The sequence below is a fragment of the Phaeobacter sp. A36a-5a genome, assembly GCF_037911135.1.
GTDB lineage: Bacteria > Pseudomonadota > Alphaproteobacteria > Rhodobacterales > Rhodobacteraceae > Phaeobacter > Phaeobacter bryozoorum.
In genome coordinates, this window is record NZ_JBBLYU010000001.1 from 280,619 (window position 1) to 304,804 (window position 24,186).

18 protein-coding genes are annotated in these 24,186 nt (G+C 60.5%); 8 read left to right on the plus strand and 10 right to left on the minus strand.

The window, feature by feature from the left end:
- Nucleotides 1–9: 9 nt before the first annotated feature.
- The 6 genes from WLQ66_RS01360 to WLQ66_RS01385 form a co-directional block, all read right to left on the minus strand.
- The gene (locus tag WLQ66_RS01360; RefSeq protein ID WP_340544471.1) at nt 10–933 is read right to left on the minus strand and encodes an oligopeptide/dipeptide ABC transporter ATP-binding protein; all 924 of its coding nucleotides are present in this window, start codon (nt 931–933) and stop codon (nt 10–12) included.
- Nucleotides 930–1,913: an ABC transporter ATP-binding protein gene (locus tag WLQ66_RS01365; protein WP_340544472.1), complete on the minus strand. Its 984-nt coding sequence runs from the start codon at nt 1,911–1,913 to the stop codon at nt 930–932. The genes WLQ66_RS01360 and WLQ66_RS01365 overlap by 4 nt, the downstream gene beginning before the upstream one ends.
- Nucleotides 1,910–2,767 carry an ABC transporter permease gene (locus WLQ66_RS01370; RefSeq protein ID WP_340546277.1) on the minus strand — a complete coding sequence of 286 codons (858 nt, stop codon included), beginning with the start codon at nt 2,765–2,767 and terminating at the stop codon, nt 1,910–1,912. Before WLQ66_RS01370 ends, WLQ66_RS01365 begins: the two co-directional genes overlap by 4 nt.
- Before the next feature lie 11 nt (nt 2,768–2,778).
- Nucleotides 2,779–3,717: an ABC transporter permease gene (locus WLQ66_RS01375; RefSeq protein ID WP_340544473.1), complete on the minus strand. Its 939-nt coding sequence runs from the start codon at nt 3,715–3,717 to the stop codon at nt 2,779–2,781.
- A 73-nt stretch (nt 3,718–3,790) separates the two neighbouring features.
- Nucleotides 3,791–5,353 carry an ABC transporter substrate-binding protein gene (locus WLQ66_RS01380; RefSeq protein ID WP_340544474.1) on the minus strand — a complete coding sequence of 521 codons (1,563 nt, stop codon included), beginning with the start codon at nt 5,351–5,353 and terminating at the stop codon, nt 3,791–3,793.
- A gap of 22 nt (nt 5,354–5,375) precedes the next feature.
- Nucleotides 5,376–7,358 (minus strand): CocE/NonD family hydrolase, encoded by a 1,983-nt coding sequence (locus WLQ66_RS01385; protein ID WP_340544475.1) that lies wholly within the window; start codon nt 7,356–7,358, stop codon nt 5,376–5,378.
- A 126-nt stretch (nt 7,359–7,484) separates the two neighbouring features.
- Between WLQ66_RS01385 and WLQ66_RS01390 the strand changes: the two genes are divergently transcribed.
- Entirely contained in the window at nt 7,485–8,252 is a 768-nt protein-coding gene (locus WLQ66_RS01390; protein WP_340544476.1) for a helix-turn-helix transcriptional regulator, read from the plus strand.
- A 68-nt stretch (nt 8,253–8,320) separates the two neighbouring features.
- On the opposite strand, the gene WLQ66_RS01395 is transcribed toward WLQ66_RS01390, so the two are convergent.
- Nucleotides 8,321–12,244 carry a Hint domain-containing protein gene (locus WLQ66_RS01395; protein ID WP_340544477.1) on the minus strand — a complete coding sequence of 1,308 codons (3,924 nt, stop codon included), beginning with the start codon at nt 12,242–12,244 and terminating at the stop codon, nt 8,321–8,323.
- A gap of 212 nt (nt 12,245–12,456) precedes the next feature.
- Here WLQ66_RS01395 and WLQ66_RS01400 point away from each other — a divergent pair, with 212 nt between their 5' ends.
- Entirely contained in the window at nt 12,457–13,296 is an 840-nt protein-coding gene (locus WLQ66_RS01400; RefSeq protein ID WP_340544479.1) for an SDR family NAD(P)-dependent oxidoreductase, read from the plus strand.
- Between the two features lie 35 nt (nt 13,297–13,331).
- On the opposite strand, the gene WLQ66_RS01405 is transcribed toward WLQ66_RS01400, so the two are convergent.
- Together WLQ66_RS01405 and WLQ66_RS01410 are read right to left on the minus strand one after the other, a co-directional pair.
- Nucleotides 13,332–14,429, minus strand: coding sequence for a DegT/DnrJ/EryC1/StrS family aminotransferase (locus tag WLQ66_RS01405; RefSeq protein WP_340544480.1), 1,098 nt, complete (start codon nt 14,427–14,429; stop codon nt 13,332–13,334).
- Nucleotides 14,429–14,839 (minus strand): sugar 3,4-ketoisomerase, encoded by a 411-nt coding sequence (locus WLQ66_RS01410; RefSeq protein WP_340544481.1) that lies wholly within the window; start codon nt 14,837–14,839, stop codon nt 14,429–14,431. Before WLQ66_RS01410 ends, WLQ66_RS01405 begins: the two co-directional genes overlap by 1 nt.
- 412 nt (nt 14,840–15,251) lie before the next feature.
- Between WLQ66_RS01410 and WLQ66_RS01415 the strand changes: the two genes are divergently transcribed.
- Nucleotides 15,252–16,196, plus strand: a complete 945-nt coding sequence (locus tag WLQ66_RS01415; RefSeq protein ID WP_340544482.1) for a glycosyltransferase — start codon at nt 15,252–15,254, stop codon at nt 16,194–16,196.
- A gap of 25 nt (nt 16,197–16,221) precedes the next feature.
- Here the strand turns inward: WLQ66_RS01415 and WLQ66_RS01420 are convergent, their stop codons facing one another.
- On the minus strand, nt 16,222–16,884 hold the full coding sequence (locus WLQ66_RS01420) for a GntR family transcriptional regulator (RefSeq protein ID WP_340544483.1): 663 nt from the start codon (nt 16,882–16,884) through the stop codon (nt 16,222–16,224).
- A 158-nt stretch (nt 16,885–17,042) separates the two neighbouring features.
- Between WLQ66_RS01420 and WLQ66_RS01425 the strand changes: the two genes are divergently transcribed.
- The 5 genes from WLQ66_RS01425 (at nt 17,043) to WLQ66_RS01445 (ending at nt 24,120) form a co-directional block, all read left to right on the plus strand.
- Nucleotides 17,043–18,002, plus strand: coding sequence for a dihydrodipicolinate synthase family protein (locus WLQ66_RS01425; protein WP_340544485.1), 960 nt, complete (start codon nt 17,043–17,045; stop codon nt 18,000–18,002).
- Nucleotides 17,993–18,937 (plus strand): 4-hydroxyproline epimerase, encoded by a 945-nt coding sequence (locus WLQ66_RS01430; RefSeq protein ID WP_340544487.1) that lies wholly within the window; start codon nt 17,993–17,995, stop codon nt 18,935–18,937. Before WLQ66_RS01425 ends, WLQ66_RS01430 begins: the two co-directional genes overlap by 10 nt.
- Nucleotides 18,937–20,367 (plus strand): aldehyde dehydrogenase family protein, encoded by a 1,431-nt coding sequence (locus WLQ66_RS01435; protein ID WP_340544489.1) that lies wholly within the window; start codon nt 18,937–18,939, stop codon nt 20,365–20,367. Before WLQ66_RS01430 ends, WLQ66_RS01435 begins: the two co-directional genes overlap by 1 nt.
- Before the next feature lie 56 nt (nt 20,368–20,423).
- Nucleotides 20,424–21,674 (plus strand): NAD(P)/FAD-dependent oxidoreductase, encoded by a 1,251-nt coding sequence (locus tag WLQ66_RS01440; RefSeq protein WP_340544490.1) that lies wholly within the window; start codon nt 20,424–20,426, stop codon nt 21,672–21,674.
- 166 nt (nt 21,675–21,840) lie between these two features.
- Complete coding sequence (locus tag WLQ66_RS01445; protein WP_340544491.1) at nt 21,841–24,120, plus strand: methyl-accepting chemotaxis protein; 2,280 nt, start codon at nt 21,841–21,843, stop codon at nt 24,118–24,120.
- The last annotated feature ends 66 nt before the right edge of the window (nt 24,121–24,186 follow it).

Below are 24,186 nucleotides of genomic sequence, written 5' to 3' on the forward strand. Positions count from 1 at the left end.
GCGGGCTCGCTACGAGAGTGGCGCGAGGCAGCGCAGGCCATGGCCTGCGGTTACCTCCCATCTGGGTGTTTGGGTGCAAATGTCCTGGCCAAAGGGGCAGCGCTCGCGGAACTCGCATCCCGTTGGCCGGTTCAGCAGACTCGGCGGTTCGCCCTTCAGCGCGATGCGTTCCAGCCGGGCGTCAGGGTCAGGTTCCGGGTTCGCGCTGAGAAGGCAGCGGGTGTAGGGATGGCGCGGGCTTTCGAATATTGCTTCGGTGGTGCCTTCTTCCACCAGCCGCCCCAGATACATGATCCCCATACGGTCGGCCACATGGCGCACGACGCTGAGGTTATGGGTGATGATCACCATGGCCAGCCCCAGCCGTTCGCGCAGTTCATTGAGCAGGTTCAGCAACTCGCCCTGCACGGAGACGTCCAATCCCGCTGTCGGTTCGTCGGCCAGGATCAACCTGGGTTCCAGCGCCAGTGCGCGGGCCACCCCGACACGCCGTGCCTGACCGCCGGACAATTGATAGGGATAGCGGTCGGCAAAATGCGCAGGCAGGTTGACCATCTCCAGCAGGCGCTTGGCCTCGGCGTGCTGATCGCGGCTCTTCATGCCCTGAATCCTGTAGGGTTCCGTGATCAGACTGCCGATGGTCAGCCGCGGAGACAGGCTTCCGACCGGATCCTGAAACATCATGGCGATGTCCTTGCGCAGGGGGCGCAGCTGCCGTTCGGGCAGGCCGCGGATTTCCCTGCCGTCGAATTTGACCGAACCGGCCTGCGCCGGGGCCAGCCCGGCAATTGCGCGAATGACGGTTGTCTTGCCCGATCCGCTTTCGCCGACAAGCGCGTAGGTTTCGCCCGGGGCCACGTCAAAGCTGACGCCAGCCAGCACATTGACCTGACCATAGCTGGTTTGAAGGTTATCAACAGACAGAAGGCTCACGCCGTCATCTCCTCATGGTTCAGCCAACAGGCAGCCAGATGACCGTCGTCTCCCAGTCGCTCAAGTGGCGGCACGTCTGCCGCGCAGCGGGCGATTGCCTGATCGCACCGGTCGCGAAAAATGCAGCCGCCGGGCAGGTTCGCCAGATCGGGAACTTCGCCCGGAATGGTCGGCAGGACACGGGCGCGGGTCTTGATGTGGCCCGGATCACATTCGATCAGGCGGCGGGTGTAGGGATGTTTCGGGTTGTGAAAGATCTCGCGCACATCGCCGCTTTCGACGACTGCGCCCGCATACATCACCACCACCCTGTCACAGAGTTCCGCAATCACGCCCAGATGATGCGAGATGAATAGGATCGCGCAGTTCATTTCGCGCTGAAGCTCCTGCAAGCGTTCGATAATCTGTACTTCAAGCGTGGCATCCAGTGCCGTTGTGGGTTCATCGGCGATCAGCAGGTCAGGCTCGGACATCAGCGCCATGGCAATGGCGATCCGCTGGCGCATCCCGCCGGAGAATTCATGCGGGAACTGGTTCAGCCGCGCGTCGGGATCGGGAATGCCCACAGCCCCCAGCATTTTCGCGGCGGTTGCGCGTTTTGCGGCCTTGGATGCGGAGGACCGGTGCTGGATATCGACCATCTGCTGACCGACGGTCAGCACCGGGTTGTGGGTCTGCATCGGGTCCTGGAAGACGATTGAGATATCGTCGCCGCGCAGGGCGCGCATCTGACGCTCGTTGGCCTGCAACAGGTCCTGCCCCTTGAACCGTACCGCGCCCTCACGGAACCGCGTGTTCGGTGCCGTCAACCGCAGGATCGACGAGATCAGCGTCGACTTTCCGCAGCCGCTTTCGCCGACGATCCCGACGATTTCCCCTTTGCGGACGTCAAAGGTGATATCGCGCAAGGCTTTCAGGTCGCCGCGTTCGGTTTTATAGTCGACGCTGAGATGGTCGATCTCCAACAAGGTTTCGGTCATCGGTTCTTTCTCAATTTCGGGTCAACCACGTCGCGCAGGGATTCGCCGAGGAAGGTGAAGCCCAGCGTTGCGATGATGATCGGCAGGCCGCCTCCGACCACCAGCCACGGCGTTTGCCGGATCAGGGCATAGCCATCTTTCAACAATGCACCCCAGCTGGGTGTCGGCGGTTTTACCCCGAGACCGAGGAACGACAGACCGGCCTCAAGCGCGATCACCGTGGGGATGTCCATGGCAGCCAGAACCGCCAGGACGCCAATGATATTTGGCAGCAAATGGACACCCAGAATACGGGCCATGCTGGCCCCCATGGAGCGTTCGGCCAGTATGAACTCCGAGTTGCGCAATGTGAGCGTCTGCGTGCGCGCCACACGGCCATAGGTCGGGATCGAGGTCGCCATGACCACAAAAACCACAGTTTGCAGGCTGGGACCCACCAGCGCGACGACGGCCAGCGCGAACATCACGGTTGGGAATGACCGGATGGTGTCAAACAGAAGCATCAGCAGATTGTCGAGCCATTTTGGCCCGTAGCCCGCGATCATTCCCAGTGTCAGACCGATCACCATGGCACCAAAGACCGCAGGCAAGGCGACCTTCAGCGCCACCTGTCCGCCCATGATCACGCGGCTGAAGGTATCTCGACCCAGCTGGTCGGTGCCCAGCCAATGGCTGGCCGATGGGCCTTGCATACGGTCCTGAATATTCATGGCAATCGGATCGTAGGGCACAATCCATGGCGCGAAGATGGCGCTGAACACGATGGCCCCGACGATGATCAGCCCCATCAGGCCCAGCGGGTTTCCGGCGACGCCTTTGAGAATAATGCCGAGTTCGGAGCGCGGTTTACCCATGGTCGAGGCCGTCATGTCGAGGTCCTCGCGCGCGGGTCCAGCCAGGCGTTAACGAGGTCCGCAACGGCGGTCGAGATAACGAACAGCCCCGTCGAGATGAGCACCGAGCCCATGACGATCGGGTAGTTGCGGGTGGTGATGCTATCGATCACCAATTTGCCCAGACCGGGTCGGGCAAAGACGATCTCGGCAAAAACGGCAGCACTGAGCAGAAAGCCCATCCCGACGCCGATCACGGTGACGACCGGCAGAACGGCGATCCGCAAGGCGTAGACCATGACGATCCGTCGCTCGGAGAGACCAAAGGCGCGGGCGGTCCGGATGTGGTGTTCACCAAGCACTTCCAGCATCGAAGCACGTACAAGCCGCGCGATATACCCGACCCAACTCAGCCCGATTGCAAACGCGGGCAACACCAGATGATCCAGCCGCTCCCAGAACCCGTCACCGACACCAATCGCCGGGAACCACTGGAGCTGCACGGCAAACAGCAAAAGCGACAAAAGCGCCACGACAAATGCGGGGGCCGCGACGAAACTCACCGACAGCACCGCGACGCTTCGGTCGATCAGGGTGTTGGGATGGGCCGCGGCATAGGCGCCAAGCCCGATGCCGAGGGCGGCAGACCAGAGGATCGACGCAAAGATCAGCTCAAGCGTGAAGGGAAGCTGTTGAAAGACAATCTGGGTAACCGAGCGGCCCGAAAACACGTCGGTGCCCAGATCGCCCTGCATCATGTTGCCGTAAAAGATCACCAGTTGCCGCCAAATCGGCTGATCCAGCGCCAGTTCGGCGGTGAGCCGTGCCTGAAGCTCCGGGGTCGCTCGCGGACCAAGCATGATCTGCACCGGATCGCCGGGGACTGCACGGATCATCAGGAACATGAGTGTTACCGCAACAAAGAGGATCAGCGCCGCAAGCGCAAACCGCCTCAGAGCAAAGTTGAACATCGATCGGGCCTTTCTGGGCGGGGTAATCACGTGCGGCCGCCCGAGGGCAGCCACACGCAGAGACGTAGGGAGGTTACGCCTTGCCGAAGTATCTGAGCAGCGAAAGCCCATCCGGGCGCAGGGCCGGAACAACACGCGAGGAATGCACGACCGGCGTTGCTTCATGGGTGATAAAGCGATAGGCGCCGCTTTCTTCCATCAGGTCCTGCGCTCGCTGATACATTGCAGCGCGTTCTGCATTGTCGGTTTCCGCAGATGCGGCGGCGTGGAGTTTGTCGAATTCGTCGTTGCGGAAACGTTCCCAGTTCCAGATGCCTGCCTGTTCAGTGGTGAACCAGGCCGTTGCATAGGAGGGATCAGGCGCCATCGAGAAGCGGTTCAGCACCAGTTGCAGATCTTCGTTTTCGCCGCTCGCCCAGAACGCACCGGATTCCAGAACGTTGATTTCCAGCGTGATCCCGATTTGCGCCAGCATCGCCTGAATGACCTGAGCCATCGTCGTGTAGGTCGTCTTGTTCAGGATATCGAGCGTGAGGGAGACATTTGTCTCGCCGGATTCCGCAAGCAGTGCCATTGCCTTTTCAATGTTGGCCTGCGGCGCCACAAGACCCTGAGCACGGTTTCCTGCCAGACCCGGTGCGATGATGCCTGTCGACGGGTCCGCCGCGCCAAAGTAGGAGGCCTCCAGGATTGTCGGCACGTCGATGGCATGCTGGATCGCCTGCCGCAGTTTCTGGTTCTGTAGTTTCGGATGATCCAGATTCATCCCCAGCCAGACATAGAACAGCGAGGGGTTTTCGACGAGGGTCCCGCCGTTTGGAACGCCACCACGGTAGCGCGCGACCGATCCTAGCGAGACGCGGGTCAGGTCCAGCTCGCCTGCCTCGAATGCGATCTCGGCGGTGTTTTCATCGTCGATCGGGTAGACTTCGATCGTATCCCAGGCCGGTGCGTCCCCTTTCCAGTTGGGGTTGCGCTGCAACACTGTCTTTTCCTTGGGGCTCCAGCTCGCGCGCAGATAGGGGCCGCTTTCGGCGACCGGGTCGGAGCCGATCCGCCCGCCAGTGGCCTCAACCGCGGCCTTGGACACGATGTTGCCGGTGATATAGGGCAAGGCAATAGACCAGAGCGGCGCGAAGGGCTCGTTCAGCACGATGGTGCCTTCGCGCTCGCCAGTGACCTCAACATGGCTGAGCGGTCCCATATCCGGCTTGTTCGGGCTTTCGGTGGCCTCGGCCACGATCCGTTCGAAGCTGAATTTGACATCCTCGGCTGTCATCGCGCCATGGCCGTTGGTAAAGCCGATGTCATCGCGCAGGGCGAATTTGATATGGGTCGGGTCCACCTGTTCGATCATCGACGCCGCATCAAGTTGCCAGCCCCATTCGGAGCCGGGCTTGTACTGGATCAGCTTGTTGTAAATTGCGGCGTGGATCTCCTCTTCCACAACGCCGACACTATGCGCGGGATCCATGTTCGGAGCGTCGCCATAGGCGCGGACGCGCAGGACGCCATCATCCTGGGCAAAAGCGGTCCCCGCCCAGCCCATAGGCATTGCGGCGGCCGCACCAAGCGCTGTCGCGCCTTTTAGGAAGTTTCGGCGTCCTGTTGGTGCCTTCATCCATTCGATCTTCATTGTGATCTCCCCGTTGGGTTGTTCAGAGAAGCCCGCGCGGAATGGTCCGCGACCATTCTTTTGACAGGACTTCGGTTTCATCGGGCCCTTCCGTGGCCCGCAAACTGCGGTGCAGGTAGAAATGCGTCTCGTCGCAGGACATGCGCGAATGCGTGTCGATCCGAACCTGCCAGTGGTCGCGGCGGAACTCGAACCGCCAGTCGGCCACCATCTTGGCGCTGGCCGGATCGTCGGGATGGATGGAATAATGCGTCGCTACATGGCTGCCGCTGATAAGGCCGTGATAGGGATCGCGCGACATGCCGAAATCGTCAAATGCGTCGAGCGTTGTCCGTCCTTCATCGTCGGTTCCACGCCGTGACGTGCTCGACGGATCACGCAGGACATCCGCAGCCAATGTCGGAAATTTCTCTGGCGGTCCGGGGTTGGCAGGCTCCGGTTCACCAGCCACGCGGCGCTGAGGCAGTGTCAACTGGCTGCCCGGGCAGTCCAGCGTGATCGTCACAGGTTTGGGCGAGGGCCAGACGATCGGCCAGTAGGATGTCGACAGCGCCAGACGGAGGCGATGCCCCGCGCGCAGCCGATGGGCACAGGCGTTCAGTTCGAACTCAACCTCGTAGCGTTCGCCCGGCACCAAAGCGTCCGGGGTTTCGTGGCTTTTGTGATGGGTCAGGTTGAAGGGCCGATAGGTGATGCGTTGCGACACGCCATCCGGCGCGACATCACAGAGCCGGGCCACCACCTGGGCAACCGGTTGATCAACACGAAACGCCAGCTTCAGACGCGGGCGTCCAACGATCTCAAGCGGCGCGTCCAGCGAAATGTCAAAGCAGGTGGAGTGCCTGTCGTCCTCGACCTGATCGCCCGGCAGCTCGTTGTCGATCCGCATCCCCGGGCAGAAATAGCCGCTGGCGGACCCGACGCTGGCAGGATTGGCAATATCGACCTCCCCGGCTTTGGCTGCTGGGCACAGCGCACCATCGCCGAGAAAATAAATGCGCTCCTGAATGGTGTTCGATGGCCAGCTTTCCTCTGACACCCACCGACCCCTGCGCGGCTTGTTCTTGCCGGACGGGTTGTCATGTTCCTGCACGAATGTTCGCAAGGCAGGCAGTGTTTCAGCCCCGTTCAACTCGCCTTTCAGCCACCGGTCGAACCATCCGATGATCTCCGAGTGGGCGTCTGCGGCCTCGATCTTTGAGATATGCGGATAGCGGTGCTCCCAGGGGCCGATCAGCGCCTTGGTCGGCGAAGTCAGGTTCTCAACCAGGGTAAGGGGCGTGTTGACATAAGCGTCCGCCCAGCCTGTGATTGCCAGAACCGGCACCTCGATCCGTGACCAGTCTTCGCAAACCGATCCGTGTTTCCAGAACTCATCGCGTGTGGGGTGTGCCAGCCAGTCGGCGGCAAGATCAGGCAGAAGCTCCAACCGCGCGATCCAGTCATCGCGCCAGTCGGGCCGCAGGTCGGGGTCAGCAGGGCGAGACAGATAGGCAAACATCTGTGCTGCCCAATTGGCGTTATCGCTGAGCAGGCAGCCGCCCATGTAGTGAATGTCATCGGCATAGCGGTCAGCCGTCGAGGCCATGGTGACAACCGCCTTTAATTCCGGCGGTCGGCGATACGCAAGCTGCAAGCCGTTGAAGCCACCCCAGCTGATCCCGATCATTCCGACGTTGCCATCACACCAGTCCTGGCCTGCGATCCATTTCAGAACCTCTTCGCCATCGCAGAGCTCCTGTTCGGAATATTCATCGTCAAAACGGCCCTGGCTGTCGCCGGTCCCGGCAATGTCGACCCGCACACAGGCATAGCCATGGGCGGCAAACACCCGATGTGTGGTTTCATCACGCGCTGCGGTTCCGTCCCGCTTGCGATAGGGGAGATACTCCAGGATCGCCGGCGCAGCCCCCGGCAGAGCGGGAAGCCAGACCCGTGCCGCCAGTTTTCGCCCGTCCGGAAGAGGGATCCACTCATTCTCTAGTGTCTTGATTTCGTTTTGCACGCCGATCACCGTTTGCGACTCACAAGCGAAAATTGGAACGAAAATCAAAAACCACCTAGTAAGCGACTGTACGCAGGTTTAAGCTTTTGTAAGCATTAATGCGTCTATGTGCGAAGGACTTGTCGCATGTCGGAAAACTTTTCGCGGAACCTGCGATCCCTCTGCGCTGACTACGGCAGCATTGCGCAGGTCTGCCGCGATATCGGCTTGAACCGTCAGCAATTCAATCGATACCTCAATGGCGGTGGAATGCCCTCGGCGCACAACCTTCGGCGCATCGCCCGGCATTTCAATATCAGCGAACAGGACCTCGACTTGGATCACCCGGCCTTCCTGGGCAGGATGAACAGATTGACGGCGCCCTCCCGCAAAAGCCCGGCGCGCGTGCTGTCCAGAATTTTCGAGAACCAGGCCGGTCCGCTGCGTCGGTATCTGGGGTTCTATCACGGCCATTTCACAACGCCGACCTGGGAAGGCAAGATCATGCGCACGCTGATCTGGCTGCGTGAACAGGACGGCTATATCGTTTCGCATACCTTCGAACGTGCCTTGAGCGATGATCAAAGCATCGTTCAACGGACGAAATATACCGGGCTGGCAGCCTATAAGGGCAATCGCATCTACCTGTTGGAAAGCGCAAACAGCGAGGATGGATTCTTGTCGGAGTCCATTCTGTTTCCCGCGCATCGCCAACAGGTCAGATATCTGAACGGGATGACAATGGGCGTCGCCACCAAACCGCGTATGGCCCCATACTCGTCGCCGACCGTCTGGAAACGGCTATCTGAAAGCACCTCGGTCCGGGATGCTCTGAAGCAAACAGGTATCTTTCGCTTCAACGACACAAGGATCGACGTAATCGTGCGCAACCAGCTGGCGGACGCGCAGGACTGAATAGGATTGCGATTTCACCGTGTCTCTTCCGGGTGAGGGCCAACTGGCAGAGAGCCGTTAACCGGCTGTCACCTGTCGACGTTTTCGACACAAAAACTGCGGTTGGTTATCGGGTGAAACCTTAGTGGGCTGCCAGTTTCGCGCCCCCTGTGGCTGTGAGTCCAATAGGGTGGGGTGCCCGCCAGCCGCCTGCCTTGAAGAAGTCCAAGGCGCCCGTTGAGTTTTTGCAGTTCATTGCGTGACAGAACGGTTGCGGCCCGCGTCCCGAAGGCTTGTTCGACAGGCATCTGATCCAATTCAGGGAGTAGGGCGTATAGTTCCAGGCGAGTTACGGCCGACATCATCTTCATAGCCATCGGCCCAGGATAGAAGCTTTCGCTCGGGATATCATTGGAAATCAGCGTCGCATGTTTGTCGAGCATAAGATGGATATACGTGACGCTCTGACGACCCCGCGCAAAAGAAGCCAATGTAGTTTCTTCAGCCAGATGCTTGGCCCGCACATAGTAGGACGCATTCGTGAGCTGATCTGTCAGCAGGACGCAGTGCTGCGGCGACACCACCAGCGCACGTGCATTGCCCAGCACGCCCGGCCTGATCCGGACCGGCGTGAGGTTCTGCGGTAGAGACGCAGTTTTAACTGCGACTTCCGACAGGGCCAGCCAGCGTATCGGCATCGGGCCGTATTCAAGAGTTGTGACCAGATCGCCGGGCTTCAGCGTTTCTATCTTGGTTTCGCCGCTTGGGGTTGCGATCATCGTACCGGGCGTGAAACACGGGATGCCCATCGAATTGAGTTTCTGGGCGTTGTCCACCTGCGAACGCTGAACGCCAACCAGCGTCACCGACTCGCCGTTGACAAAGGTCAGCACCGCATCACCTGTCCCGTCGCCATTGGTGTCGCTGACGACAACATCCCAGGCATTGACCGGATTGCCATCTGCATCGACCAGATTCGAGACATCGAATTGGTCTACCGTGGTGCCATCGCCGCTGTCGGTCATGTCGAAATTCGTCACGATATCCGACCCGGCAAGATCGGACACTCCCAGGATATCCCTGTCGCTATCGGCACCAAGGTCAATAACGTCGTCCCCGGTGCCACCCTCAATCGTGTCGGCACCGGTGCCGCCGGTGATTGTATCGGCACCCGCGCCGCCGTCGATCACGTCATTATTGTTGCCGCCGTCGAGGGAGTCCGCGCCATCTCCGCCTTGAAGGGTATCCTGACCATCACCACCAGCGATACTATCGTTTCCATCGCCGCCGGTGAGGCTGTCTTTGCCCAGACCGCCGTCGATGGTGTCATCGCCCAAGCCACCGTCTATTGTGTCATCCGATAGGTTCAGGCCTGAGTCGATGATCACGTCGTTGCCGTCACCGCCCAGAATCAGATCGCTTTGGTTGCCGCCGTCAATCGTGTCCGCCCCGGCACCACCCGAGATAGTGTCGGCACCGAGTCCACCAAGAAGGCTGTCATTGCCCGCGCCACCGTCGATGGTATCCTCGCCATCGCCACCGTCGATTGTATCGTTCCCGGATCCGCCGGTCACGGTGTCGTTGCCGCCGCCTGCGATAATCTCGATCCCGCCTGCGTCGTTGGTGGCGTCCACCACATCGGCTGAGTCGCCCAGGATTACGCGCTCGATTTCGGAGAAGGTGAGCGTGCTGGTGCCGTCGCTGATCGTGCCCGCGCCGGTACCGGTAAAGGTTACCGTGACCGGAACGGTGACGGCCGACAGATCAAGCGTGTCGTAATCCGTGCCGGTGGTGACCCCTTCGCCGCCGATGATCGTGTCCGCGCCAAAGTTGTCCTCGATGACAAACGTGTCAGCATCGTCGCCACCCGACATACTGTCGGCGCCAGTGCCACCGACCAGCCTGTCATTGTCAGCACCGCCTTCAAGCGTATCGTCGCCGTCGTTGCCTTCGAGCGTGTCATTGCCGCCGGTGGCAACGATGCTGTCATTGCCCGCACCGCCGACCAGGCTGTCATCGCCGTCGGAGTTCATCAACGTGTCATTGCCGGAGCCACCGATCAGGGTATCGTTGCCAAGGCCGGTTGTGAGGAAGTCGTCGCCATCACCGCCGTCGATCAGATCATCCCCGTCGCCGCCCGCAATCGTGTCGTTGCCGGAGCCGCCGGTCACGGTGTCATTGCCGGCCCCGGCGATAATCTCCATTCCGCCTGTGTCGCTGGTAATATCCACCACATCGGCTGAGGCGCCCAGGATCAGCCGCTCGATCTGCGAGAAGCTGAGCGTGCTTGTCCCGTCGCTGATCGTGCCCGCGCCGGAGCCGGTGAAGGTCACGGTGACCGGGTTGGTCACGGCGGAAAGGTCGATGGTGTCGTAATCCGTGCCGGTGGTGACCCCTTCGCCGCCGATGATCGTGTCCGCGCCAAAGCCGTCCTCGACCACAAACGTGTCGGCATCGTCCCCGCCCGACAGGCTATCAGCGCCAGTACCGCCCGAAATCGTGTCCGCGCCCGCGCCGCCGTCCAGCAGGTTATTGGCGCCGTCGCCTGTCAGGCTGTCATTGGCTGTGCCGCCGAGAATGTTCTCGATCCCGCTATAGGTGTTGCCGTGCTGGTCCGTACCGGTCGTGAGATCGATGTTGAAGTTGACATAGGACGCATCAGAATTGACGATATCGTAGGTATCAATCCCGGCACCTCCGATAAAGGTGTCGGCGCCGAAATTGGCCAGAAGCGTATCATTGCCGCTTCCGCCATCGATTGTGTCGGCGCCGCCGCCGCCGTCCAGCACGTCGTCGCCTGTACCACCATCGATTGTGTCGGCCCCGGCACCGCCGCTTAGAACGTCGTTGCCGATACCGCCATCAATTGTGTCGGCGCCGGTGCCGCCGGTCACGCTGTCATCCCCAGATGAGGCATCAATCCGCATACCGGTGCTGCCACTCGACAGGTCGATGGTGTCGTTTCCAAGGCCTGTGGAGATGAATTCAATCTCGGAGAAATTGATGGTCGAACTGCCACCGGTCACGGAACCGGCCTCGCTACTGGTTAGCGTGACGGTAAGCGGATCGTTTTCCCAGGCGCCGCCGTCCTCAAACGTCAGTCGTAGCCAGTCGCCATTCCCGTCTTCGTCCCCTTCGCCACCGATGATGCTGATCGTGCCGCCTATGCCTTCTGGTGCATAGTTATAGAAGGTATCGTCGCCGGTCCCGCCCTGTGCTGTATCGCCAGCACCTGTGACAAAGACGTCGTCGCCTGCGCCGCCAGTCATCAGGTCGGCCTCGGTTCCGCCGTAGATCGTGTCTTTGCCGTCTCCGCCGATCAGGGTATCGCTGCCGCTTCCGCCGTAGACGATATCGTTGCCCGCGCCCGCGACGATGCTGTCGTTGCCGGCTACGGCATAGATTGTATCGTCGCCCGCTCCAGCATCCACGATATCGTCGCCGCCATAGGCGTTCATCTGGGTGCCGTCGGCATCGATATAGCTGGCGCCGATGCTGTCATTCCCTGCGGTGCCGTCGACCGTGGCGTCGATAAAGGCATCCTGTTCGAGGTCGGCAAAGGCAAAGGAGTAGTTGTCACCGATGACTGACGTGAGCTGAATGGATTCGATCGGCTTGTCGTCGAGAACGTTGTTGGCAGGGTCACCTTCTCTGTAGGGGTTAAGGAACACCCGACCTGATGTATCCTGCAGGATCAGCATCTGCGTCGTAGCCGTGGTGCCATCGGAATAGGTGACAAGGACATTGTAGTCGATGGCGCTGTCGATATCGGAGGATATTCCGCCATAGATCAGCTGATCGGCGCTTTGTCCGTTGTCGTTCTCAAGGAGCTGCCCGTCACTGTTGAGGTCGTTTACTGTGAGGCTGTCGATGTTGTCATAAAGCGGCGCGCCCGAGCTGCCGAACGTGGCGCCAACCAGGATGGAGGAGTTTTCAGATGCAAAGTTGGCTTCGTTTGGATCCAGATCGGAAAACGTTCCGAGGTAAAACGATTCAATTGTTCTAGTTACCAATTTTCACCTCGGGTTACTGTGCGATACGCAAAACGCGTTGTTTGTACCGGTGCTGGAGCCGTCCAGATCTGAGCGACTAAATTAGAAGATGGTGCTTAAAGTTCAGTTGAAACGGCCAAATCGGGCCCAAACCGCCGCTCCAAGTGGCAGGGAGTACAGCCTCCAGCGTGGATTTGGCCGCTGCCTGACAATGGTTTCCGCGGCTCCGGCAGATGTTCATCGCAAGCGGTTGCGGGCTGGGATCCGCCTTGAATCCCGGCTCCGTGTCGATCGGCGACGGTGTCGCAGGCGATGTTGCGGATGCTCCTGGGCAGGGCTATCAGTTGCCTCGTGGATGCGGGGGCGAGGTGACTGTGAAGAAGAACATTCTGATTGTCGGCGGAAGCTCTGGCGTCGGTCTAGCACTGGCGCGGCACTACGTTGCCGAGGGACACCGGGTCACCATCACCGGACGGGCCGATCCGGGCTGCAGCGGCGCACGGTTTCATGCACTTTCGGTGACTGAGGATTCCAGCGATCTGATCACGGAACTGGATCGGTTGGCGCGGCAGGTCGGAGATGTGCAGACCCTGATCTATTGCGCGGGCTTTTTGCAGCAGGGGACGATTGCCTCGCTAGAGGATGCCGCGCTTGCGCAGATGACCAATGTCGGATTGCTGGGGCCTATGATGCTGATCCAGCGACTGGTCCGGCAGGCGTCCGGACCGCTCAAACTGATGCTGATCACCTCAAGCTCACAGTATAAACCGCAGGCGGGAATGCCTGCCTACTGCGCGACCAAGGCCGGTCTTGGCATGTTGGGGGCGGCGCTGGTGCGCGGCGAGGGGATCGGCAAGGTGCTGGTCGTCGCTCCGTCAGCAATACGTACGAATTTCTGGGACGGCACCACGGAAGACACATCGACCATGCTTGACCCCGGCTGGGTGGCCGGGCGGATTGTGGAACTGTCCAGCGGTGCCTTCAAATACAAATACGCAAAGCTCCTGCGCAGCCCGGCAAGGGTTGAGGTGGTCGATCATCTCGACAATGCTTTCCAGCCGATAAATCCCTGATGGCACCATGCTCTGACCTGGGCAGGGGGCAGGGGTCAGGCCAGCCGCCTGAGGCAGCTGATCACATGATCGGTCTGCGCGTGGCTTTGATGCGGGCCGATGGGTAGGCTGATCACCTCCCGGGCCAGCTGCGTTGCCAGTGGCAGCATCGAATCCGTCAGACCCAAGGAAGCATAAGCCGCCTGCGCATGTGGCGGGATCGGATAATGGACCAGGGTCTGGACGCCGACATCGGCCAGATCTTTCGCCAGCCGGTCCCGGTCCGGGTGCCGCACCACAAACAGATGCCAGACGGGATCGGCCTTGGCCGCGACATTGGGCAGCGCAATGCCAAGATCGCACAATTCCGACAGGTAGCGCGCGGCGATCTGCGCCCGCCGTGCGTTCCAGTCGTCCAGCACCGCCAGCTTCACGGTCAGGAAGCTGGCCTGAACCGGATCGAGGCGGCTGTTGAACCCTGCAACCTCATTGCGGTATTTTTCGTGAGACCCGTAATTGCGCAGCAGCGATAGCCGGTCGGCCAGTGCATCGTCATTGGTGGTGACCGCGCCGCCGTCTCCCAATGCTCCGAGGTTCTTCCCCGGATAAAAACTCCAGCAGACGATATCACCGGTTCCGCCGATGGAGCGTCCGTCCCAGCGCGCGCCATGCGCCTGCGCGGCGTCCTCGATCACCTTCAGCCCCAATTCGCGGGCAACCGCCATGATCGCGGTCATGTCTGCGGGCTGGCCATATAGGTGAACGGGAATAACCGCCTTGGCGCCGGGCACCATGGCGGCGCGTATGCCGTCAGCCGTGATATTATGGGTTGCCGGATCAGGCTCCACCGGTACCGGGATCGCGCCACATTGCGATACTGCCAGCCAGGTGGCGATATAGGTGTTGGAGGGAACCAGCACCCGATCTCCCGGCCCGATTTCCAGCGCCACAAGTGCCAGGCGCAAGGCATCCAGCCCGTTAGCAACACCAAGCGCATGCGAGACGCCGCAGTAGCGGGCAAACGCCTGCTCGAACCCGGCAACATCCGGGCCGAGGATATACCAGCCGGAGCGCAGGCTCTCCAGCATCCGGGGTTCGCTGCGCTCTGCCAGCTCATCATAGGCCGCTTTCAGATCGAGAAACGGAACCTGCATCACGTTGCCCCCACGGCCTGCCGGAAGTCGGTGTAGTCGCGAATATAATCGCCTTCGTCATAAGGCGCGGATGCCATCACCATGCAGACCGCACCGGAGGAGAAGTTATCGAGATATCGCCACATCATCGGGCAGATGTAGATGCCGAAATATGAGCGGTTCAGATGAAAGCGTTTCTTGTCGAACCCGTCATCCAGAACAACGTCAAAGCTGCCGGACATCGCGATCATGAACTGGTGCAGACCCTTGTGCGCATGCGCGCCGCGATCCGATCCGCCCGGCACATCGTAGAGGTAATAGACGCGTTTGATATCAAACGGGATGTGGTTCATCCCTTCGACAAATGTCAGGTTGCCGCGTGCGTCTTCGATCTTGGGCAGGTCAATAAATTTGCAATCGCTGAGTGGCAAATCCGTACTCCGGTCTTGTGGCAACGACCGGCTTTGGCAGCTGATCGGAGCAAACGTCGGATCTATCATCGAATAAGAGCGATCCAGTCTGGTCTATTGGCACAGCTGTCTACCATATTGTCATCTCCGATCAATCGAATTGGCGCATGCCGCGCCTGCATTGCGGAACTTGGCCTAAGTGACTGTGACCGCCAGAAGAGCGCCGGGATCACTCGATTGCGGTGCCAGCGGGCAGGCAGTTTCATTGGCTGCGCACACGGGCAACCGCAGCTGTCGGGCATGGCTCCTTCTTGCAAACTGCAGTATTGGTGGTCTAACGGCGTCGGCGTCCAGGTGGTCAGACAGGCCTGAGACCCGCCGGGGCAACAGCAATGGATTTTCTGCGCGTGCGTGCAGGTTGGATTGGGTTGAAATGAACAGATACAGCTACTCAGTTGTGCTTCTTACCTACAATCAGCGGGACTATGTGAAAGAGGCGGTTGAGGCCGTGCTGGCACAAGACTGCGATCCTATCGAGATTCTGCTGTCGGACGATTGTTCGCAGGATGGCACCTTTGAGGCGATGGAGGCGCTGGTCGCCGATTACTCCGGGCCACATTCCGTTGTGCTCAACAAGAACCCGCAGAACCTGGGCGTCAACAAACATATCGAACGATGCTTCAACCTGAGTACAGGTGATGTCATCATTGCCGCGTCCGGCGATGATATCTCTCTTCCGGGGCGCGTGGCACGGACCATTGAAGTCTTTGAGCGTGACGATCCGCTTCTGGTCTTCTCGCACGGCCAGGTCGAGACATTGGACGGCAAACCGATGCCCAAAACCTATGCCAAGGCAACATTCTACACCCGGACCGATGCCATGTCCGCGGCCTGTTCAATGCAGTTGTTCCTTGGGGCGACCTGCGCCTGGCACAAGGATCTCTTCCGCAAGTATGGTCCGATCCAATATGCAGACTGCTACGAGGACCTTGTGCTTGGGTTCCGTGCTGCGCTGGAGGGGCGCGTCGCATTCATCGACGAAGATCTTATCATCTATCGGGTCGGTATGGGGCAGACCAGCACGCAGCAATCCATCACAGATGCCGAGGCTTTTCGAAAAAAACGTCTGGCAGAGGTCGGCCGCGAGGTTTCGCTTTTGCGCCAGCGCCTGTCCGATGCGCAGGTTTTCGGTCTGACCGAAGGTGACCCGATTCTCGAGGCCATTCGCAGCCGACTTGAGGAACGGCAACTTCGCCGCACCTATCTGAAGGGCGGGCTGCGGAAACTGGACAAATCGGCCTTGAAGCATCCCTGGTCGGTGCTGGGCTTCATTTTATCCGAGCGGCGGCGTCGCAAGAAGGCGCTCAAGACGTCTTAAGGGAGATTGCGGCGGCTCCGGGCGCTTAGCCGAAATCCTCCAATCGTTGCAGCAGCGTTTCGCAGGAGCCGGTGATGTGGTCACGTGTGAGCGCCGCTGCAAGGTCAGCGTCGCCTGCAACACAGGCCTCCCAGATAGCGATGTGCTCACGATTGGCCCGTTCGTTACCATTGGTCAGCACCAGCTGCGCCCTCAAGTAGCTGTCAACGCGGTCCATCGCATTGTCGATCACATCCATGTGGTATTGCAACCCGCTCTCTCGATAGAGTGTGGAGTGGAAATCCCGGTTCAACTCGCCCCAGGTCATCGGATCTTCCGACTGCGAGAACGCTTCCAGGCAGGCCTTGGCGTTGGCCAGCGCCAAAGGCGACATCCGCGGGACAGCACGGCGGATCACCTCCGATTCCAGAACCGCGCGGAAATCGAAAATCTCCTTGGCTTCCTGCGCCGACAGGCCTGAGACGACAGCGCCCTTGTAGCGCTGGGTTTTGACCAGGCCCTGTTCCTCAAGTCTGGAAATCGCTTCGCGAACGGGGATTCGGCTGGTGTTGAACATCTGGGCAATCTCATCCTGCCGCAGCGGCTCACCTTCCTTCAGGTCTCCTTCGATAATCGCCTTGCGCAGGGCGTCAAAGACGATCGTCGAGGCAGACGCGGTCTTGGATATATCAACGGATTTCAACTTCATATCTTCGCTCCTTGTCCGGTTTATACCCTTGATCGTCATTGCGGGGAAAGTGCAGATAAATATCATATTGAATATTGGATCCAATATGTATTATGCAATAAAGCATAGCGCCGAGAGCCAGCACCCTCGGGTTCATATCCATTGAAGAGGATCCAACAATGACACACCCCGTATTCTCCGGCTGTATCCCGGCCCTGATGACCCCCTGCACCGCCGACCGCCGACCGGACTTCGATGCGCTGGTCAAAAAGGGGCAGGAGCTGATTTCGAAGGGCATGTCGGCGGTGGTCTATTGCGGATCGATGGGAGACTGGCCACTGATCAGCGATGCCGAGCGGATGGAAGGCGTTGCCCGATTGGTTGCCGCTGGCGTGCCGACTATCGTCGGTACTGGCGCTGTCAATACGGCGCAGGCCGCTGCCCATGCCGCTCATGCCGCCGAGGTCGGGGCCGCCGGTCTGATGGTGATACCGCGCGTTCTGTCGCGCGGCAGTTCCGTGGCCGCGCAGCGCGACCATTTCGCGGCCGTGCTCTCTGCCGCACCCACGCTGCCTGCGGTGATCTACAACAGCCCCTATTATGGGTTCGCTACGCGCGCTGATCTGTTCTTTGACCTGCGTCGTGACCATCCGAACCTGATCGGATTCAAGGAATTCGGCGGCGCTGAGGACCTGCGGTATGCAGCCGAGAACATCACCTCGCAGGACAGCAGCGTTACCCTGATGATCGGCGTCGATACCACCGTGTTCCACGGCTATGTGAACTGTGGAGCCGGGGGCGCGATCACCGGGATCGGCAATGCGCTGCCTGCTGAGGTGCTGCATCTTGTTTCGCTTTGCCAGTTGGCGGCCAAGGGCAATGCAACAGCCCGTCGGCAGGCGCTTGAACTGGAAGCTGCACTGGCGGTGCTGTCCTCCTTCGACGAAGGTGCGGATCTGGTTCTCTACTACAAGCACCTGATGGTGCTGAACGGCGACAGCGAATACCAGCTGCATTTCAACGAAAGCGACCGGCTCAGCGCCAGCCAGAAAGCCTATGTCGAAGCGCAATATGACCTCTTCCGCAGCTGGTACGCCGACTGGAGCCAGCAACCCGATGTTGCGGCGCTATGCGGGTAATCGACAGCCATACCGCTGGAGAGCCGACCCGTCTGATCCTCTCGGGCGGGCCGGACCTTGGCAGTGGATCACTGGCGGAGCGGGCCGAGCGCCTGTTCCGCGAGCATCGGAGCTTTTGCACATCGGTGCTGTCAGAGCCACGTGGTCACGACGCCATCGTTGGTGCCCTGCTGGTGCCGCCGACAGATCCCGGCTGCGCCGTCGGTGTCATCTATTTCAACCCGGTCGGGCCCTTGGGCATGTGTGGCCATGCCACCATAGGAACCGCAGTGAGCCTGCATCATCTCGGGCGCCTTGATCGGGGCCGACATCATATCGAAACGCCGGTTGGGACCGTCGGCGTCCATTTGCAGTCCGCCAATCGCGCCGCTGTCGAAAATGTCGAGAGCTACCGCTATCGCGCCAACGTCGTGGTCGAGGTGCCAGATCAAGGCCCCGTCACGGGCGATATCGCCTGGGGTGGAAACTGGTTCTTCCTGACCTCCGATGCACCGGCACCGCTCACTTTGGCCCATATCGACCAGCTGACCGCGCGGGCCGTTGCCTTGCGGCTTGCCTTGGCCGAGCAGGGGATCACCGGGCGCGACGGCGCCATGATCGACCACGTCGAGTATGTCGCGCCACCGCTGACCTCCGAAGGGCATGCACGCAACTTCGTGCTTTGCCCGGGAACAGCCTATGACCGCTCGCCCTGTGGCACCGGTTCGGCGGCGAAACTGGCCTGCCTTGCTGCTGATGGCGATCTTGCGCCCGGCGTGACCTGGATTCAGGAAAGCGTGATCGGCAGCACCTATTCGCTGCAATACCGCAGAGGCTCCAGCGGCGGAGTGATTGCGACCATAACCGGCACGGCCTTTGTGACCGGAGACACAGTTTTGAACTTTGATCCCGCAGACCCCTATCGGGCGGGGATCACCACCCAAGAGGTATTTTGATGGACTATCGCAACCTGATCGCCGGCGACTGGTCGGAGACCGCCGCCGCCAGCGCCAATATCAACCCGTCCGACACGCAGGACATGTTGGGCTACGCCGCCAACAGCCAGGCCGAAGACATGGATCGCGCGATTGCCGCGGCGAAGGCCGCCGCCCCGAGCTGGGCCGCCAGCACGCCGCAACAGCGATTTGATATATTGGACGCCATCGGCACCGAAATCCTGGCCCGCAAGGCCGAACTGGGTCGGCTGCTGTCGCGCGAAGAAGGCAAGACGCTGCCCGAAGGCATCGGCGAGGCGGCGCGGGCCGGGCAGATTTTCAAGTTCTTCGCGGGTGAAACCCTGCGCCAGGCGGGTGAGATACTTGCCTCGGTTCGCCCCGGCGTCGGTGTCGAGGTGACCCGCTCTCCGGTCGGCGTTGTCGGCCTCATCACGCCCTGGAACTTCCCCATCGCCATCCCGGCCTGGAAAGTCGCCCCGGCACTGGCCTATGGCAATGCGGTTGTTCTGAAACCGGCCGAGCTGACACCGGGTTGCGCCCATGCGCTGGCCGAGATCATCAACCGCTCCGGTTTGCCCGATGGTGTCTTCAACATCGTCTTTGGCACCGGCAGCACCGTTGGTCAGCGGCTTGTGGACAGCCGTGATGTTGATGCTGTCTCCTTTACCGGTTCGGTTGAGACCGGCAGCGCCATTGCGGCTGCCTGCGGCGCGCAGCGCAAGAAGCTGCAGCTGGAAATGGGTGGCAAAAACCCAATGGTGGTGCTGGATGATGCCGATCTGGAGACCGCGGTCGAGGCCAGCCTCAATGGCGCGTTCTTCTCCACCGGTCAGCGCTGCACGGCCTCTTCGCGGCTGATCGTGACCGAAGGCATCCACGACCGTTTTGTCGCGGCTCTGGGCCAGCGGATGACAGATCTTCGGGTCGGCAATGCGCTGGATCAGGAGACCCAGATTGGTCCGGTTGTGGATGAGCGGCAGCTGGAGAAGGATCTCTACTATATAGATGTCGCCGCCAGCGAAGGCGGGCGGGTGCTCGGAGGCCAGACGCTTCAGCGCAGCACCAAGGGATTTTATCTTTCGCCTGCTCTGGTGACCGAGACGTCCAACGAGATGCGCATCAATCAGGAAGAGGTCTTTGGCCCGCTGGCATCGGTTATTCGCGTTGCCGACTATGACGAGGCGCTGATGGTTGCCAATGACACACCGTTTGGTCTCAGCGCAGGGATTTGCACCGGATCGCTCAAATATGCGACGCATTTCAAGGCCAATGTCGAGGCCGGCATGGCGATGGCGAATCTTCCGACCGCCGGGGTGGATTATCACGTTCCATTTGGCGGCACCAAAGGGTCCAGTTTTGGTGCCCGTGAGCAGGGCAGCCATGCGAAAGACTTTTATACAAAAGTCAAAACTGCCTATACCTTGGCGTAACGCCGGTTAGCAGGTGGCGGGGCGGGGGCCTCGCCACAGTCACGAATGGGGGGCAGATGACAAAGACGGTTGTGGTTATCGGTGCAGGTGTCGTGGGTGTCAGCACGGCTCTACGGTTGCAAAGCGAGCTTGCAGCCAGCGGCGGGCAGGTTGTCCTGCTGGATCGCAAGGGCGTGGCCGAGGAAACCTCCGCAGGCAACGCCGGGGCCTTTGCCTTCACCGATGTTGAGCCGCTTGCGACGCCCGGCATCATGAAAAAGGCGCCGGGCTGGCTCCTTGATCCGCTTGGCCCGCTGTCTGTGCCGCCTGCCTACGCGCTGCAGCTGACGCCCTGGTTGATCCGCTTCTGGCGGGCCAGCTGGCGGGATCGTTATCAGGCCGTGGTAAAGGCCCAGGCCGCTCTGATGCACCTTGCCAAGGCCGCGACGGAACGCCAGATCTCCGATACCGGCGGCGAAGCGATGATCCAGCGGGAAGGCGCCCTGCAGCTATATGAATCCGAGGCCGAGTTCGCGGCCAGCCAATACGGCTGGCAGCTGCGCCGTGATCACGGCATCCGGTTTTCTCTGCTCCACAGCCCGGCTGAAATCGCCGAGATCCAACCCGGTCTCAGCTCCCGGTTTACCCACGCAGGGTTCACGCCCGACTGGATGAACACCTGCGATCCCAAGGCCTGGGTTGAGCATCTGTTTCAGGCCTTCACAGCGCGCGGTGGCCAGTTTCGCAAGGGCGATGTGCGCGATCTGGAGACCGGCGACGATGGCATTCGCATCATGACCGAGGGCGAGCCGCTCTTGGCGGATCATGTCGTGATAGCCGCCGGTGCCTGGTCACATCACCTGGCACGCAGGCTGGGGGACCGGCTGCCGCTGGAAACCGAGCGCGGCTATAATACGACCCTGCCGGCGGGGTGTTTTGATCTGCGCACGCATATTACCTTCAGCCGACATGGCTTTGTGGTGAGCCGGATTCGCGGGGGAGTCCGTGTTGGCGGCGCGGTCGAACTGGGCGGGCTGAAACTGCCTGCGAACTTTAAACGCGCGGACACGCTCCTGGCAAAGGCCGCGCAGTTCATGCCCGAACTGGACACGGCCAATGGCACCCAGTGGATGGGTTATCGCCCCTCATTGCCCGATAGCCTGCCAGTGATCGGTACCGCCACCCGTGACACGCGCGTGATCTATGCCTTTGGCCATGGCCATGTCGGCCTGACACAATCGGCGGCCACGGCCGAGCTGGTCGCGGATCTGGTCGAGGCGCGTCGGCCCGCCATCGACCTCTCTGCCTTTGCAGCGGATCGCTTCTGACACAACCGTCTGCATCTATTGTCGTTTTCGCCGTGCCGAAAGGCGCGGCGTTGTTTTTTCCACAGTTGTTCGCAAACCGAACGTGAACGAAATAGAAGGAATTGTCTGGCTATCTCTTAGGCTATTCGGTCGCCTTGCGACAGAATCGGCACTTTTAAGAGGAGACATGCGCGTCATGCCCAAGGCCCCGAAACTCTCGCTCAAGCTGAAATTGCCCCTGATTATGGTGGCCTTGACGGCAACGTTTCTGGTGACAGTCTCATTCCTCGTCTATTCGATGGCGGAGAAGAGCATTCGCGATTTCGTTTATGCGTCGAAAGCGACCACCGCCCGTTCCGGTGAGCAGGCGTTGAGCTTCATGATGGAGGCCGCGCGCCGCGACTTGTCGATCAACGCGTCGCAGCCAACGGTATTCCGGGCCATCAGCAACTTCGACCGCGTCTACACGATGATCGAAGAAGAGCCGGTTGGGTTCCTGCGGCGTCACTACATCGAGGAAAACCCCAACGCGGCGAACGAGCGTCATCTGCTGAGCGATCCGGGCGATGGCTCCTATTACAGCCAGTCCCATGCGACCTATCACCCGACTTTCCTGCAGTCGCTGGAGGTCAACGGCTATGAGGATCTCTATCTTCTGAACGCATCGGGCCAGCTGTTGTATTCGGTAAAGAAACGCGAAGACTTCATTCAGCAATTCGGTTCGGGCGAGAATGCCGAAAGCGGCCTAGGCAAAGTGTTCAGCGCAGCGCTCAACGCCGAGGAAGGTCAGGTTGTGACCGCTGATTTTGCGACCTACGCGCCGGGCGGCGGCGGTGCAGGTGCCTTTATGGCGGTGCCGGTATTCAACAAGAAAAAAGAAGTCATCGGCGTGATGGCGGTTCAGATTTCAAGCGCTGCGGTCGTGGCCGCGCTGACATCCAACATGGACGTCGACGGACATCAGAACATCTTCCTGGTTGGCAGCGACGGCACCGCACGCAGTACTTCGGTGATCGAAGGGGAGTTTGCCATTGGCGATGCCCTGCCGGAGAACGCCGTAACCAAGGCGGCCGCGGCGGGCGATAGCGGTCTGTTTGAGAGCGCCACATCCATCTCTGGTAAACCCATCATTGCCATGGTGCGGCCATTGGACATTGCGGGCTTTGACTGGTCTTTGGTGCTACAGACCGAAGAACAGGCAGCTTTTGCAAAGGTTCGCGACATCCGGCTTGTGGCGATGCTGATGATCGGGGTTTCGGTCCTGATTGCTATCGTGGTGTCTTTCGTCGCGGCACGCCATGTCACCCGCCCGATTCTGGCGCTGCGCGAGGCTACGAATGCGCTGGCTGCCGAAGATTACGCAAGTGAAATCAGCGGTCGTGGCCGTGGTGATGAGCTGGGCGATCTGGCCCGGAGTCTGGATATGTTCCGCTACAAGCTGCTGATCGCGGATGAGGCCGCCGAGCGCGAAGAAGAAGCCGCAAAACAGACCGCTGCGGTTGTCGAGGAGATGAGCGGCGCCCTGGCCGAGTTGCAGCGCGGCAACCTGGCCTGCGACATCCAACAACCTTTTGCGGAGCACTACGAAACGCTGCGCGAGAATTTCAATCGCAGCCTGGTCAACCTGCGCGATTCACTGTCTGAGGTGGTGGATGCGGCTCATAACGTCGACAAGTTTTCCGAAGAGCAGCGTGCCTCCGCCGAGGAAATGGCGCATCGGACCGAAGCGCAGGCCGGCACTTTGGAGGAAACCGCAGCAGCGCTGCAGGACCTGACCAATAGCATTCGAGAGACCGCCGACCGGGCCGGGCAGGTCGATGAGACCATGCGCGGTACACGCGACGAGGCCGAACACAGCAACCATATCGTGACGTCTGCGGTCCAGGCGATGGACCAGATTCAGGATGCCTCCGAGCAGATTTCGCAGATTATCAACATGATTGACGATATCGCCTTCCAGACCAATCTTCTGGCACTGAACGCAGGCGTCGAGGCGGCACGGGCCGGTGAGGCCGGTGCTGGTTTTGCAGTTGTCGCCTCTGAGGTGCGTGCCCTCGCGATGCGGGCCTCCAAAGCTGCTGGGCAGATCAAGGGGCTGACGTCGGCAAGCGAGGAACATGTCGCAAACGGGGTGGCCATGGTCGGGCGTGCGGGGGATGCGCTCAGCGGGATCATCGAAAAGGTCACGAATGTATCCGACCTCATCACTGAAATCGCAGATGGCGTGCAGAAACAATCCAAAGGGTTGGAGAACATCAACGGCGCTATGGGGCGTCTAGATGGCACCACTCAGCAAAACGCCGCAATGTCCGAGGAAGCCTCTGCCGCCAGCCAGCTGCTGCAACATGAAGCACAGGCGCTGACCGGCGTGGTTTCGCGGTTCCAGCTCGGCAATGGCGCAGCCAGCGCAGGCTCAGGTGACTGGGCGGCGGATGGGGCTGCTGGCGCTCACTCAGCCTACGGCTGACCGCATCAAGACATGAGACAGAAGCGCCCGGTCTGATTTTCAGATCGGGCGATTTTTTGTGATCGG

Coding starts and splice junctions, on each gene's coding strand:
- WLQ66_RS01365 (WP_340544472.1), bottom strand. CDS start 1,913: ATGACCGAAACCTTGTTGGAGATCGACCATCTCAGCGTCGACTATAAA.
- WLQ66_RS01370 (WP_340546277.1), bottom strand. CDS start 2,767: ATGGGTAAACCGCGCTCCGAACTCGGCATTATTCTCAAAGGCGTCGCC.
- WLQ66_RS01375 (WP_340544473.1), bottom strand. CDS start 3,717: ATGTTCAACTTTGCTCTGAGGCGGTTTGCGCTTGCGGCGCTGATCCTC.
- WLQ66_RS01380 (WP_340544474.1), bottom strand. CDS start 5,353: ATGAAGATCGAATGGATGAAGGCACCAACAGGACGCCGAAACTTCCTA.
- WLQ66_RS01390 (WP_340544476.1), top strand. CDS start 7,485: ATGTCGGAAAACTTTTCGCGGAACCTGCGATCCCTCTGCGCTGACTAC.
- WLQ66_RS01400 (WP_340544479.1), top strand. CDS start 12,457: ATGTTCATCGCAAGCGGTTGCGGGCTGGGATCCGCCTTGAATCCCGGC.
- WLQ66_RS01405 (WP_340544480.1), bottom strand. CDS start 14,429: ATGCAGGTTCCGTTTCTCGATCTGAAAGCGGCCTATGATGAGCTGGCA.
- WLQ66_RS01415 (WP_340544482.1), top strand. CDS start 15,252: ATGAACAGATACAGCTACTCAGTTGTGCTTCTTACCTACAATCAGCGG.
- WLQ66_RS01420 (WP_340544483.1), bottom strand. CDS start 16,884: ATGAAGTTGAAATCCGTTGATATATCCAAGACCGCGTCTGCCTCGACG.
- WLQ66_RS01425 (WP_340544485.1), top strand. CDS start 17,043: ATGACACACCCCGTATTCTCCGGCTGTATCCCGGCCCTGATGACCCCC.
- WLQ66_RS01430 (WP_340544487.1), top strand. CDS start 17,993: ATGCGGGTAATCGACAGCCATACCGCTGGAGAGCCGACCCGTCTGATC.
- WLQ66_RS01435 (WP_340544489.1), top strand. CDS start 18,937: ATGGACTATCGCAACCTGATCGCCGGCGACTGGTCGGAGACCGCCGCC.
- WLQ66_RS01440 (WP_340544490.1), top strand. CDS start 20,424: ATGACAAAGACGGTTGTGGTTATCGGTGCAGGTGTCGTGGGTGTCAGC.
- WLQ66_RS01445 (WP_340544491.1), top strand. CDS start 21,841: ATGCGCGTCATGCCCAAGGCCCCGAAACTCTCGCTCAAGCTGAAATTG.